We start from the raw sequence: 12,509 nt of genomic DNA on the forward strand, positions 1-12,509 counted from the left end.
ATCGCACGCCTCCGGCGCGCCCCTTCGGGTCCGGGTTCCGCTTCGCGGCCCCGGAAAGACGGCGGTGTTCGTGGCCGACACCCTCGCATCCACCCCACCCGCATTTGCCTCCCCCGGCGCTTCGACTATCTGTCGGGCGCCGGGTCGCGCGCGCGGCCCCCTGTCTTTCCGGAGTTCGCATGCGCCTGCGCCTCGCAACGACCCTCCTTCTTCTCGCCGCGACAGGTGCCTCGGCCGCGGGGCCCGCCGCGCCGATGCCGGACGAGGCGCCGATCCGGCTCACCAACCACCGGGCCGTCTACGACCTGTCGCTGGCCAAGTCCGAGGGCACGCGGGCGGTGGAGGGCGTGCGCGGGCGCATCGTCATCGACTTCTCGGGCGACGCCTGCCGCGGCTTCACCATGCAGACGCGGCAGGTGACGCAGCTCGATTCCTCCGAATCCGGCAACCGCACCTCGGACCTGCGCAACACCACCTTCGAGAGCGGCGATGGCGGCAACTTCCGCTTCCGCACCGCCACGCTGATGAACAACGCGCCCTCGCCCCCCGTCGACGGCACGGCCGAGGCCGGGCCCCAGGCCCTGACCGTGAAGCTGAAGGAGCCCAAGCGGGCCGAGTTCCAGTCCTCGGGCGAGGTGATGTTTCCGGTCCGCCACATGATCCGCCTGCTGAAGGCGGCCAAGGCCGGCGAGACGACCGTGTCGGCAAAGGTGTTCGACGGCTCCGACGACGGGCGCAAGGTCTACGACACGCTCGCCGTCATCGGCCGGGCGAGCGCGGCGCCCGCCGCCGACACCGAGCGCGACAAGCCGCTCCACGAGGGCGATCTCGCCGGGATGCGCCGCTGGCCGGTGACGCTGAGCTACTTCACGGCCGGGGAGGGCGAGCGCACGCCGATCTACACGCTCACCTTCGACCTCTACGAGAACGGCGTCAGCGGCCGCCTCAACCTCGATTACGGCGATTTCGCCATCGCGGGAAACCTGACCCAGCTCGATTTGCCGAAGGACAAGAGCAAGGGCGACGCCGAGTGTCGGCGCTGAGGTTTTTTGGGTGATCGCCAGCGGCTCCGCCCCAAACCCGTCATTGTGAGGCGGGACCGGATCCGCGGTATGGCACTGGCGCGCGGATCAGCCCCGCCGCTCCCTGTCACCCGAGAAAACCAGCCCGCGCTGGATCGCGCCCGCGCCGAACTTTTCCCGCACCCGGTCGAGGGCGGCCTCGCGGCGGGCGAGGCGCTCGATCCCTTGATCCGCGAGGTCGCCGCGGTCGGCGTGGAGGCCGGGGCAGAGGTCGCCGCCGCCGATGCCGATGAGGCGAAACGCGGTGCCGTCGCAGGCCGCGCGCAGCATCGGTTCCCCTGCGCGAAACAAACTCTCGGCGAGCTGCGTCGGCGGCAGGCCGCCGCGGGTGCGGGTGCGTAGCTTGAAGCGCGCGTCCTTCAGCTTCAGAGTGACGCTACCCGCCGCGAGCTCCGCCCGCTTCAGCCGGGCCGAGACCCGCTCGCACAGCCGCCACAGGATCGGGCGCAGCTCCTCGAAGCGGGCGATGTCGGCGGCAAACGTCGTCTCGGCCGAGACGCTCTTGGCCTCGCGGGTCGGGCGCACCGGGCGCACGTCGCGCCCCTCCGCCAGTGCGATCAGCCGCAGGGCATCGCGGCCGATCGCCGTGTGTAGGCGCTCCGGCCCGACCCGCGTCAGGTCGCCGACGCGGTGGACGTTGAGGCCGGCAAGGCGCGTCCGCGCGCTCTCGCCGATGCCGGGCAGGATGCCGACCGGGCGATCCTTGAGAAAGCCGGCGGCGTCTTCGCCGGCGATGATCGAGAAGCCGCGCGGCTTGTCGAGGTCGGAGGCGATCTTGGCCAGGAACTTGTTGGCGGAGAGCCCGACCGACACCGTGATACCGATCTCCGCCTCGACCCGCGCCGCGAAGCGGGCGAGCGTGAGCGCCGGGCTCGTGCCGTGCAGGCGCTCGGTGCCGGAGAGGTCGAGGAAGGCCTCGTCGATCGAGACCGGCTCGACCAGCGGCGTCAGCGCCAGCATCATCGCCCGGACCTCGCGGCCGACGCGGGCGTACTTTTCCATGTCGGGCCGGACGACGACCGCGTCGGGGCAGCGCTTCAACGCCTCGAACATCGGCATGGCCGAGCGCACGCCGGAGATGCGGGCGAGGTAGCAGGCGGTCGCCACCACGCCGCGCTTGCCGCCGCCGACGATCAGCGGCCGGTCGCGCAGGGACGGGTCGTCGCGCTTCTCGACCGCGGCGTAGAAGGCGTCGCAATCGACATGGGCGATGGTGAGCGTATCGCGGGCCGGATGGTCGATGAGCCGCGGCGAGCCGCAGCCGCGGCAGCGCCGGGCGCCCTCGCTTTGCGTCGTCAGGCAATCGCGGCAGAAGGGGGACACTGGAGCATCGGCCCGAACGGTGGGAACCGGCTTTCGAAAAAAGCCGATGCGGCGCAGTCACGTGGAGTATCCTGCCGGATACGATATCCGGCACGACGCTCGAAAACCTCCGCCACCAGCCGGCGGCTTGCGGACAGTGTACGAATGACGAACGCGGCGGGCCAGGGGTGGACGGGCGATGCGACGCCCCGTCCTCCGAAAATTCTCATCCCAAAAATTCTGATTCTCGGCGGCACCACCGAGGCGAGCGCCCTCGCCAAAAAACTCGCCGGGCGGCCGGAGATCGACGTCGTCCTGTCGCTCGCCGGGCGCACCGCCGCGCCGCGGCCCGAGCCGGTGGCGACCCGCATCGGCGGCTTCGGAGGGGCGGAGGGGCTGGCGCGGTGGATCGCGGGCAACGGCATCACCGCGGTGATCGACGCGACCCATCCCTTCGCCGCCCGCATCTCGGCCAACGCGGCCTCGGCCTGCCGGGTCGGCGCCGTGCCGCTGCTGGCGATCCGCCGCCCGTGCTGGGCGCGGCAGACGGGGGACGATTGGATCGAGGTGGAAAGCGTCGCCGCCTGCGTGCCGGCTCTGGGCGAAGTCCCGAAAACGGTTTTCCTGACGATCGGGCGGCAGGAACTGTCCGTCTTCGCCGCGGCGCCGCAACACGCCTATCTCGTGCGGACCATCGAGCCCGTCGGCGATGCGCTGCCGGTGCCCCGCCTCACCGAGCTGCGCGCCCGCGGCCCGTTCACCTTGGAGGACGAGATGCGGCTGATGCGCGAGGCCGGCATCACCGTTCTGGTGACGAAGAATTCGGGTGGGGCGGCGACCTATCCGAAGATCGAGGCGGCGCGTCGGCTGGGGCTGCCGGTCGTCATCGCGCAGCCGCCGGTCCTGCCGGATGTGGCGTCGGTGAGCGATGCGGAGGGGGCTGCCGAGTGGCTTGTCGAACACGTAGCAGGACGCGCGCGATTCCCGTCCCGACAAGGGGGAGGAGAGCGCGTCGTGAGTGCCAACACCCTCAGCGCCAGCGCGGAGCCCGGCCCGAGCCGTCGATGAACTCGAGCTCCTTGCTGCGGTTCAGCGTATGCAGCCGGGTGCCGGGCCAGAGCGGGCCGGAGCGCAGGATCGTCTCGACGGTCTGCGCAAAACCGGCCTCGTCCAGCCGGTCGATGCGGGCGAGCGCGAGGGCGGCGCCGTAACCGGCGCGATTGTCCTGTACCGGGCGAATCAGCCTGCCGCCGCGGGCGACGATGCGGCCGGCGGGGCGGGCGGCGGCGATGTCGATCAGCACCGGGTTCTTGGGATGCGGCGCGAACGGTCCGCGGAAATCGGGCGCCGACCACAGGCACAGGGTATCCGAGAACGCGCCGTGGGGATCGCGCGCGGTGGCGCCGTCGCGGACCGTGGCGAACAGCCACCAGCGGCCCCCGTGCTCCACGAGCGTCGCGTCGCTCGCGGTGACGCCGGAGAGCAGCGTCGCCTCCCTGATCCAGCCGCCCGGAAAGTGTTTGGCCCGGTAGAGATCGACCGTGCCGTTCCGGCTCGCCTCCGGCACCATCCAGACGGCGCCGTCGCGGGCGAACACGAACGGGTAGGAGAGGTGCCACGGCTCCTCCAGCACCGGCCGGGGCGTGCCCTCCGGCCCGTCGGGGCCGAACGTCACCGCGGAGATCACGCCCTTGCCGGTGGCGTGTGGGTATTCTTCGACGAACAGGACCGTGCGGCCGTCCGCGTCGAGGGGAAACGGGTCGGCGTAGAACCGCCGGCCGTCGTCGGGCAACACGCGCCAGCCGCCGGCCGGATGGGCGCGTAGTCCGAAAAGGTCGGGACCGTCGAGCCGGCGCCAGCCGACCCGCCAGTGCGGGGCGCGGTAGCACAGGCGGTAGAGGCGGTGGACGACCGCCCGCGCCAGCACCCGGAGCGCCCGCGCGCCGATCGCGGCGGGTGTGACGGCGATGGGCGTGGCACCGGGCTCGGCGGTGAGACGCGCTCCCGCCAATGCCGCGGCGACGAGCGTGATGGAGCGCATCAGACCGTCCTCGAAGGCGACCCGCATCGTGCCCGGGCTCTCGCTGCCGAGTCGCCCCGCGGCGATGGGGCGGGGGCCCTCGCTCAAGGCGGTTATGGGGGCGTGCCCGGCCATCAGGGCCGCGAGCAGGGCGGCCTCGCCGCAGGCACCGTCATAGGCGAGCCGCCAGACCGGGCCGGATTCGACGTCGCCGCACAGGTCGAGGGTGAGGTCGGGGGGGGCGGACGCCGCGCGGTGGGCCGCGAGCGCGCCGGGCGGCAGGGGAGAGGCGGGGCCGTCGAGGGGCAGGCGGCCCAAGAGGGCTTCGAGGCGGAACAGCAGTTCGGCGCTGGCCGGCAGGCCGCCGGGGCCCGGGCGGTCGTCGAGCGAGACGTGCAGGCTCTGCGCCGTCAGCCGTTCGAGGAGCAGGCGATGCCACCGGCGCGGCCGGGCGCCGTCGAGGCGGATGCGCAGATGCCGGATCGGTCGGGCGGCGTCGCGTTCGCCCATTCGGTTGCCCTGAACTTCCCGGCGCCTCTCGGCTCTCGATAGCGCTGATCGATCCGCGTCGAGCGCGGGTTTCCCCTCCCCACAGGGGGGAGGGGACACGCGTCAGGCTTTTTGAGAGCGGCCCGTCTTCCGACCGTACCGAAACACTCGTGCCGTCAGTTCTTGAGCGATCCCGTCGTCGCGACCGCCGCCTGCGGCTTCACCGCCGGAGCTGCGGCCTTCGGAGCGGCTTCGTGGGCGGGCTTCGGCTTCGCGGTCGCCACCGTCGGCTTGCGGGCGGCGGGCTCCGCCTCGGCCGGGGCGGCGTCCCTGGCCTTCTTGACGGTGTTGGCCAGGAGCTTGTGGTAGGCGCTCGCGTCGCCGTCGGCGTCGGCCACGGTGATGCGGGCGGGCTTCGAATCGGCCGGCTTGGGGCCGTCCTTGGCCGGCGCCTGCACCGCCACCACGGTCACCGGCTTCTCGTGGGCCTTGCGGGCGGCGGCGGCCTTGGTCGGGCCGGGCGCGTCGGCAGGGGCGGCGGCGATCAGGATCGGCTTGCCTTTGGCATCGACCTCGATCTCGCTTGGGCCGAGCGCGAGGCTCTCGGGCCGGCTCACCTCGCCGAGATGGTGGCGGCCGTAATCCTTGGCCGTGTAGGCGAGTTCCTTGTCCTTCTCCTTGTCGGAGTCGGTCAGGCTGGCGAAGGTGACGTTCGGCGCGGGCTGGGGCCGAAAGACCGGGTTCTGGCTGCCGTCCTCGTAGACCACGCGGGTGGCGGGCGTGCCCTTGGCGATCAGCTCGGCGACCTCGCGGTTGTCGCGGTCGCGCTTCTCGGCCACCTGCGTGTCGATCCGCGGGGAGCAGTTGCCCGCCGCCACGTCGTTGCCGCCGAACACGTATTTGGTACCGCAGGCGGCGACCCGCGGCTCGTCCTTCAGGGCCTCGAAATAATCCGAGCCCTCCTTGAGGTTCTTCCAGAACGGGGCGTTGAGATCGTTGCGGAACTTGGCGATGTTCGTCGCCGTCATCCGGAACGGATAGGCCTGGAACTGGAACGCGCGCTGGCCGCCGTTGAACGCCTCGCGGGCGATGGCGTAGATCTCCGACATCGACGCGTCGGTCATGGCGAAGCATCCGGCCGACGAGCAGGTGCCGTGGACCATGATGTAGTTGCCGGTGCCGCCCTTGGCGCGATCGACGGCGTTCGGATAGCCGACGTCGAACGAGAGGTAATAGCTGGAATTCGGGTTCATCTGACCCGGCGTGATCGTGTAGAAGCCCTCCGGCGCCTGCCGGTCGCCCTGCTTGGTCTTGGGGCCGAGCTGGCCCGACCAGCGGCAGATCGGGAAGGTCTTGAGCAGCGCGTACTGGCCGGTGCCGGTGCGCTTCCAGACCTCCATCTCCGCTTCCTTCTTGAAGGCGCGGATCAGGATCGGGTCGCCCTGGCTCATGCCCTTGGTCTGCATGAGCGAGACGGTCTGGGGCGGAATCGGCGTCAGGCTGCGGGTCGAGGCGCCGCCGAGCATGGCGCTGTCGTTGCAGGCACCGAGAGAGAGCGCGAGGCTCGTCGCCAGAGCGGCGGCAGCCGCCGCCAACGGACGCACAGCCATGGGGAACCCGTCCTCGAATACATTCGTCCGCCGGACTTTCAGCCCGATTACGGACGCCACTCCCCGTTACCCATAGCTCGGGTAAACTTACCCGGACCTTACCACAAGGTGCCGCCCCACTTGGTCGGCGCGTGTGGCTTTCGGGTTACGGTTCCGCGAGAAGTCGCGCCCGCACCCCCACCAGGGCGGTCACGAAGGCGTCATCCCGGGGGTCGGCGAAGCGGATTCCGGTGGAGGGCGAGCGGGTCTCGACCCGGAGGTGGTCGAACCCGGCCTCGCTGGCCCGTTCGACGGTCGCCGGATTTTCGGCGCCGGGGACGAGTTCGAGCACGGTCAGGTGGCTTTGCGCACGCCGCGCAGCCAAGAGCCTGCGGATTTCGGGGAAAATCTCCTCGGCGGTCGGAACCGTCGTCATCAGGTAAAAGCGGTTGCACGTCCCCGGCGTGTCGAGCGTGGTGCGCAGCCGCCGGACGCCCGCTTCCAAGAAACGGTAATCCGCCTCGCTCGAGGCCGGGTCGTGGTGGTTGAACACGAAGGGGATCGCGTGCCGATCCCGGTAGAGGCGGTGGCGGCAGCGCGTCTCGTGCGGCGCCATGCGCTCGTCCGGCGGCGTGGTCTCGTACTGGGTGCGGTCGAGCAGCGCCGAAAAGTCGTCGGCGAGGCAGTCGCGGACCATGCCGGGCGCCGAAAAGATCCAGTCGAACGGGCCGGACCATGTGCGCAGACCCTCGGCCTTGAGGATGTGCGCCATGTGGCAGTGGGCGCCCAGCGAGATGTGATTGCGTGCCCCCGGCTCGCGGGCGTCCCGGCGGGGGAGGCGGCGGACGAGCCGCTTCAGCAGCCCGGCGCCGGGAACGGGCGGCACGGGGATCGCCTCAGAGCTTGCGGCCGATCTCCAGAAACTTCTGGGCACGCCGGTCGCGAATCTCGTCGCGGCTGAGGCCGTCGAACTCGGCGAGCGCGCGGGCCAGCGCGTCGCCGGTGGCGGCCAGCGCCGCCTCGCGGTCGCGATGTGCCCCGCCGGTCGTCTCCGGGACGATGCCGTCGATGATGCCCAATCGCAGCAGGTCCTGCGCCGTGATCTTCATGGCGGTGGCGGCCTCGTGCGCGCGGCCCTGGTCGCGCCACAGGATCGAGGCGGCGCCCTCGGGCGAGATCACGCTGTAGATCGCGTGTTCCAGCATCAGGACACGGTTCGCCGTGGCGATGGCGATGGCCCCGCCGGAGCCGCCCTCTCCGATGACGACGGCGACGTTCGGCACGCCGAGCGCGAGGCAGGCCTCCGTCGAGCGGGCGATGGCCTCGGCCTGTCCGCGCTCCTCCGCCTCGATGCCGGGGAAGGCGCCCGCGGTGTCGACGAAGGCCAGCACCGGCAGGCCGAAGCGGTCGGCGGTCTCCATCAGGCGCACCGCCTTGCGGTAGCCCTCGGGCCGGGCCATGCCGAAGTTGTGGCGCAGGCGCGCTTCCGTGGTCGCGCCCTTCTCCTGGCCGAGCACCAGCACGGGCCGGCCGCGGAAGCGCCCGAACCCGCCGATGATCGCCTCGTCCTCACCGAAGGTGCGGTCGCCGGCCAGCGGCGTGAATTCCTCGATCAGTCCGGCGCAGTAATCGACGAAGTGGGGCCGCTGCGGATGGCGGGCGACCTGCGTCTTCTGCCAGGGGGTGAGCCCGGCATAGAGGTCGGACAGCGCCTGCGCCGCCTTGGCCTCCAGCCGCCCGACCTCCTCGTGGATCGAGACGGCGCCGTCGCGCTGGCCGAGCGCCCTGAGTTCTTCGAGCTTCGCCTCGAGTTCGGCGACGGGCTTTTCGAAGTCGAGATAGGAGCGCGTCGCCGCCATCGAATGTCGGTCCAGTCCAATTCGGGTCCGCAGCCCCGCCCGGCGCGGTGGGGCGTGATGTCGGGAAAGCGGGCGCGGGTGTCAACCATGGCGGCCCGTCAGGGTGCAACGTCGACTTCGCCCCCGCCATGGGGCATGTCCGTCCCCGACTGCCCGCGCGGCGTGCAACGGAGAGACGTTTCCATGAGCCTCAAAGGGAAAACCGCCGTCGTCACCGGCTCCACCAGCGGCATCGGCCTCGCCATCGCCCGCGGCTTCGCGGGGGAGGGCGCCGACGTCGTCCTCAACGGCTTCGGCAAGCCGGAGGACATCGAGGCGACCCGCACCAAGATCGAGTCCGAGTTCGGCGTGAAGGCGGCCTACTCGCCCGCCGACCTGACGAAGCCCGCCGAGATCGGCGGCCTGATCGCGCTGGCCGTCGAGTCGTTCGGCAGCGTCGATATCCTCGTCAACAATGCGGGCGTGCAGTTCGTCTCGCCGATCGAGGAATTCCCGCTGGAGAAGTGGGACCAGATCATCGCGCTGAATCTGTCCTCGGCGTTCCACACCATGCGGGCGGCGATCCCCCACATGAAGGCCAAGGGCTGGGGCCGCGTCATCAACACGGCGTCCGCGCACTCGCTGGTCGCCTCGCCCTACAAGTCGGCCTACGTGGCGGCCAAGCACGGAATCAGTGGGCTCACGAAGTCGGCGGCGCTCGAACTCGCCACCTTCGGCATCACGGTCAACTGCATCTCGCCGGGCTATGTCTGGACGCCGCTGGTCGAGAGCCAAATCCCCGACACGATGAAGGCGCGCGGCCTCACCAAGGAGCAGGTGATCGAGGACGTGCTGCTGAAGGCGCAGCCGACCAAGGAATTCGTCACCGTCGATCAGGTCGCCGCGCTCGCGGTGTTCCTGTGCGGCGACGGCGCGAGCCAGATCACCGGCGCCAACCTCGCCATGGATGGCGGCTGGACGGCGCAGTAATCTATTCGGAGTTCAGGGCCGGCGCGATCACCGCGCCGGCCCTGCTTTCGCCTCAGCGGCGCGAATTGTTCACGAGCAGGGCGAGGCCGTAGCCGACGGCGCCCGCGATCAGAAGGGCCAGAAACGGATTCTCGCCGACCTGGCTCTGCACCCGCTCGCGCCCGTCGCGCAGGTAGGTGCCGCTGTTGCGCGAGACGCGGTCGTAGGCGTCGCTGGCGTAGTCGCCGAGATCGTCGGCCACATCCCGCACGGTGTCCTTGGCCTGCCCGTAGAGGCGCTGGGCGGTCCCTTCGGCCTCGCGGTAGCGGCCCTCCACCGAGTCCCGGTCGGAGCCGACGGCGTCGCCGACCGCTCCCTGCGCCCGACCGCCGAGATCCTTGGCGGCGCCGACGATACGATCCGTGTCAACCATGGGGAACTCCTTGTCCTTCGCGGCGTCGCCGCGCGGGGCGGCGTTCCGTCGTCGGAGGGGAGAACGTTCGACACCGGGATCGGTCCCGCGATGCAGCGCAAAAACCGGCCGCCCTACGCCGCCGGCTTGACGCGGGGCTCCCGCGAGCCGACCTCAGCGCCACATCTTTCCGAGGGTCATCCCAGAAGGTCACGCCATGAGCGACATCGATCCCACCACCCAGACCGAACTGGAGGCGGCCGTCTTCCGCCGGCTCGTCGCGCATCTGCGTACCCGCTCCGACGTGCAGAACATCGACATGATGAATCTGGCGGGCTTCTGCCGGAACTGCCTGTCGAACTGGCTCAAGGACGCCGCCGACGAGCGCGGCCTTCCTCTCACCAAGGACCAGAGCCGCGAGCACGTCTACGGCATGCCCTACGACGAGTGGAAGCGGACGCATCAGACCGAGGCGAGCCCGGACCAGCAGGCGCGGTTCGAGGCGCAGGCGAAGGGGCACTGACGCCAGATCGCTCCCGATCGGAAGGCGTTCTCCTCTCCCTTGTGGGGAGGGGACCCGCGCTTCATGCGGATTGTTCGGCTCTCACGACGCCATCGGCTGCGGCAGGGCCGGCTCCTCGCGCCAGCGGGCCGGGGCGACGCCCGCGGGGGCGTACGGCAAGAAGCCCTCGACGATGCTCTTGGGGATGTCGAGCGGGCGGTAGTTGCGCGTATCGACGAACATCAGGCTCTGCTCGCCGCGGCCCAAGAGCCCCTGCGTCGCGCTGTGGATCTCGTGCTCCAGCGTGACGAACTTGCGGTTGGCGTGCTTGACGCGGATGCGGACCGTCAGCGGCTCGAACTCCCGCGCCTCGCGGCGGAAGTCGTGCTGGAACGACTTCGTCAGGATGTAGAATTCCGTCGAGGCGAGGTCGAAATCCGGGACGCAATGGCGGAAGAACAGCTCGCGCGCCTTGCCGACCCAGCGGACGTAGTTGGCGAAGTAGATGTTTCCGACCGAGTTGGTGTCGTCGTAGGTCGGCGTCAGACGGATGACGAAGTCGCGGCCCTCGAAGCCCTCGGCGCCCGCGGCGTTGTCGTTGACGACGCGGATCACCGTGGCGACGGGCTCGGGCGCGGTCGCCGCGGGAGCCGGCGCGCTCCAGCCGAGATACTGCGACAGCATCGGCAGGGCGCCGACCAGCGGGACCAGGGCGGAGAGCGTCAGCAATCCGGCGCTGGGGGTGACGTAGCCGGCGACCGCCAGGAGCGCCGCGGTGGCGCCGAGCAGCGCGCACAGCATCGGATCGTAGGCGCGCCGCGCGCCGAGCGCCTCCAGCAGCAGGCAGGCGGCGGCGCCCGCGAGCAGGGTGGCGAAGGGTAGCATCAGGTAGATCATCGACAGGTCCGCCGCCGCGGCCCCGGCCGCGAGCGCACCCGCGCCGAAGAGCACCCAGACCGGCGAGGCGACGAGGCTCGGCGGCACGAAGGTGAGCAGCACCGATTGGCTGCGCGCCGTCACGGCCCCCATCGACCAGCGCAAGGCGGCGTAGGCGCTGTCGACGGTCGAGAGCGCGGCGATCACCGCCCAGAGCGCGAAGGCCGTGCCGGCGCCCTCCAATCCGGTGCGGAGAACGGCCGCGGCCACCGCCGGTTGGAACCCGATCAGGCCGTCGGCGGTCGTCACCGCGCCCGCGGGGCCGGCGGCGGAGGCGATCAGCGCGTTGAGCGTCAGGAGCCCGAGGAACAGCACGGCGCCGACCCCGTAGGCGAGCCGCACCGAGCCGCCGCCGCGCCGGATTTCCACCACCCGCTGCCAGTGCTGCAGGTCGGTCCAGGGCCCCAGCAGGAAGCCGACCAGCGTCGGCGCCACGAGGCCGAAGAAGCGCTCGTCGGCGACGAGAAGCGGCGTCGGCCCGGCGGGCATCGCGGCGGCGAGGCCGGTCCAGGCCAAGAGTCCCGCGCCGACCCCCACAGTGAGCCCCCCGGCATGGATCCAGCGCAGCCGGCGTAAGGAGAGCGCGTGGCCGAGGATCGCGGCGACCAGCACGAGGCCGACGAGGCCCCCCTCCGCCCGCTCGCCGAACAGCGGCGCGCCGACATACCGATGGAGGGCGAACAGCGTGATCGCGACCGCGAAAAGCTGCGCCAGCAGAAAAAGCCCGGCGTAGGCGCCTTCCGCCTTGCGCAGGATCGCCGCCGGGTCGCGCTTCGGATCACCCAGCACCCAGCCGAACAGGAAAAGCCCGAGCGCGTTCGGCGCGGCGAAGGCGGCAAAGCCCATCCAGCCGTGGGCCAGCACCACGTGGATCGCGTAGAAGAAGCCCAATCCCCACAACCAGGAGAGGGCCACGGTCGGCGACCACGAGAGGGATTCCGAAAGCTTCGAGCGCATCGCCGAGTGTCCGCGACCCGGCTCACGGTCCGGGATGCCGCAAGATTAGAAGCCGATCGAAGCGCCGGGTATGCGGCGCGATGCATGGCTCGAAAGAATCTTTGCGAGTGTGGCCAAATTCTCCTGCCGATGTCGTTTCGAGTTTAATTTTGGCAATTCTTAGATTTATGTCGAAGCCGATGATCTATCCGGCAAGTCGCTTGTTTCTCGTCCGCGACCAACCGCTTCGCCCAAGAAGTCATTCGGGCATTCGCCGCGCATAAACGATCTGCATCGATTGTAACTGGAGCCGTCAGCACCCAGTTTCGAGCCTGTTTACTCAAGGTTGAACCCAACAAAGATCAAGCGGCGACGCGACGGAACAATCTTCGCTGTATCAGATCGGCCACACGCCCGGCGTTCGACGTGATGTC

Annotated in this window: 11 protein-coding genes; 4 read left to right on the top strand and 7 right to left on the bottom strand. The window is 70.5% G+C overall.

Translation table 11 applies throughout. From position 1 onward, the window contains the following. Positions 1–179: 179 nt before the first annotated feature. The gene (locus ASG52_RS10530) at positions 180–1,043 is read left to right on the top strand and encodes a cell envelope integrity EipB family protein (RefSeq protein WP_056242685.1); all 864 of its coding nucleotides are present in this window, start codon (positions 180–182) and stop codon (positions 1,041–1,043) included. Between the two features lie 87 nt (positions 1,044–1,130). On the opposite strand, the gene ASG52_RS10535 is transcribed toward ASG52_RS10530, so the two are convergent. Next, the gene (locus ASG52_RS10535) at positions 1,131–2,405 is read right to left on the bottom strand and encodes a DNA polymerase IV (protein WP_056242687.1); all 1,275 of its coding nucleotides are present in this window, start codon (positions 2,403–2,405) and stop codon (positions 1,131–1,133) included. 144 nt (positions 2,406–2,549) lie between these two features. On the opposite strand from ASG52_RS10535, the gene ASG52_RS10540 reads away from it, so the two are divergent. After that, complete coding sequence (locus tag ASG52_RS10540) at positions 2,550–3,452, top strand: cobalt-precorrin-6A reductase (protein ID WP_082552486.1); 903 nt, start codon at positions 2,550–2,552, stop codon at positions 3,450–3,452. On the opposite strand, the gene ASG52_RS10545 is transcribed toward ASG52_RS10540, so the two are convergent. The 4 genes from ASG52_RS10545 to ASG52_RS10560 all read right to left on the bottom strand — a co-directional run bounded on the left by ASG52_RS10545 (position 3,415) and on the right by ASG52_RS10560 (position 8,341). Beyond that, entirely contained in the window at positions 3,415–4,914 is a 1,500-nt protein-coding gene (locus ASG52_RS10545) for a glucosamine inositolphosphorylceramide transferase family protein (protein WP_056242688.1), read from the bottom strand. The two genes, ASG52_RS10540 and ASG52_RS10545, sit on opposite strands and share 38 nt — an antisense overlap. A gap of 155 nt (positions 4,915–5,069) precedes the next feature. Next, positions 5,070–6,503: a L,D-transpeptidase family protein gene (locus ASG52_RS10550; protein ID WP_056242692.1), complete on the bottom strand. Its 1,434-nt coding sequence runs from the start codon at positions 6,501–6,503 to the stop codon at positions 5,070–5,072. Positions 6,504–6,648: 145 nt separating this feature from the next. Beyond that, the gene (locus ASG52_RS10555; RefSeq protein WP_056242694.1) at positions 6,649–7,368 is read right to left on the bottom strand and encodes a DUF1796 family putative cysteine peptidase; all 720 of its coding nucleotides are present in this window, start codon (positions 7,366–7,368) and stop codon (positions 6,649–6,651) included. Positions 7,369–7,378: 10 nt separating this feature from the next. Then, positions 7,379–8,341, bottom strand: a complete 963-nt coding sequence (locus ASG52_RS10560) for an acetyl-CoA carboxylase carboxyltransferase subunit alpha (protein WP_056242696.1) — start codon at positions 8,339–8,341, stop codon at positions 7,379–7,381. A 183-nt stretch (positions 8,342–8,524) separates the two neighbouring features. On the opposite strand from ASG52_RS10560, the gene ASG52_RS10565 reads away from it, so the two are divergent. Beyond that, on the top strand, positions 8,525–9,310 hold the full coding sequence (locus ASG52_RS10565; RefSeq protein WP_056242698.1) for a 3-hydroxybutyrate dehydrogenase: 786 nt from the start codon (positions 8,525–8,527) through the stop codon (positions 9,308–9,310). A 52-nt stretch (positions 9,311–9,362) separates the two neighbouring features. On the opposite strand, the gene ASG52_RS10570 is transcribed toward ASG52_RS10565, so the two are convergent. Further along, complete coding sequence (locus tag ASG52_RS10570) at positions 9,363–9,722, bottom strand: CsbD family protein (RefSeq protein ID WP_056242699.1); 360 nt, start codon at positions 9,720–9,722, stop codon at positions 9,363–9,365. Between the two features lie 196 nt (positions 9,723–9,918). Here ASG52_RS10570 and ASG52_RS10575 point away from each other — a divergent pair, with 196 nt between their 5' ends. Then, entirely contained in the window at positions 9,919–10,224 is a 306-nt protein-coding gene (locus tag ASG52_RS10575) for a DUF1244 domain-containing protein (RefSeq protein WP_056242701.1), read from the top strand. Between the two features lie 81 nt (positions 10,225–10,305). Here the strand turns inward: ASG52_RS10575 and ASG52_RS10580 are convergent, their stop codons facing one another. After that, positions 10,306–12,096, bottom strand: a complete 1,791-nt coding sequence (locus tag ASG52_RS10580; protein ID WP_056242703.1) for a thioesterase family protein — start codon at positions 12,094–12,096, stop codon at positions 10,306–10,308. Between the last annotated feature and the right edge of the window lie 413 nt (positions 12,097–12,509).

Origin of the sequence: Methylobacterium sp. Leaf456, from assembly GCF_001425465.1 — a bacterium.
Classification (GTDB): domain Bacteria; phylum Pseudomonadota; class Alphaproteobacteria; order Rhizobiales; family Beijerinckiaceae; genus Methylobacterium.

What these genes read in the sequence shown, in the direction of transcription:
- ASG52_RS10540 (WP_082552486.1), top strand. Translation starts at nt 2,550, where the DNA reads ATGACGAACGCGGCGGGCCAGGGGTGGACGGGCGATGCGACGCCCCGT.
- ASG52_RS10565 (WP_056242698.1), top strand. Translation starts at nt 8,525, where the DNA reads ATGAGCCTCAAAGGGAAAACCGCCGTCGTCACCGGCTCCACCAGCGGC.
- ASG52_RS10580 (WP_056242703.1), bottom strand. Translation starts at nt 12,096, where the DNA reads ATGCGCTCGAAGCTTTCGGAATCCCTCTCGTGGTCGCCGACCGTGGCC.
- ASG52_RS10545 (WP_056242688.1), bottom strand. Translation starts at nt 4,914, where the DNA reads ATGGGCGAACGCGACGCCGCCCGACCGATCCGGCATCTGCGCATCCGC.
- ASG52_RS10550 (WP_056242692.1), bottom strand. Translation starts at nt 6,503, where the DNA reads ATGGCTGTGCGTCCGTTGGCGGCGGCTGCCGCCGCTCTGGCGACGAGC.
- ASG52_RS10575 (WP_056242701.1), top strand. Translation starts at nt 9,919, where the DNA reads ATGAGCGACATCGATCCCACCACCCAGACCGAACTGGAGGCGGCCGTC.
- ASG52_RS10570 (WP_056242699.1), bottom strand. Translation starts at nt 9,722, where the DNA reads ATGGTTGACACGGATCGTATCGTCGGCGCCGCCAAGGATCTCGGCGGT.
- ASG52_RS10560 (WP_056242696.1), bottom strand. Translation starts at nt 8,341, where the DNA reads ATGGCGGCGACGCGCTCCTATCTCGACTTCGAAAAGCCCGTCGCCGAA.
- ASG52_RS10530 (WP_056242685.1), top strand. Translation starts at nt 180, where the DNA reads ATGCGCCTGCGCCTCGCAACGACCCTCCTTCTTCTCGCCGCGACAGGT.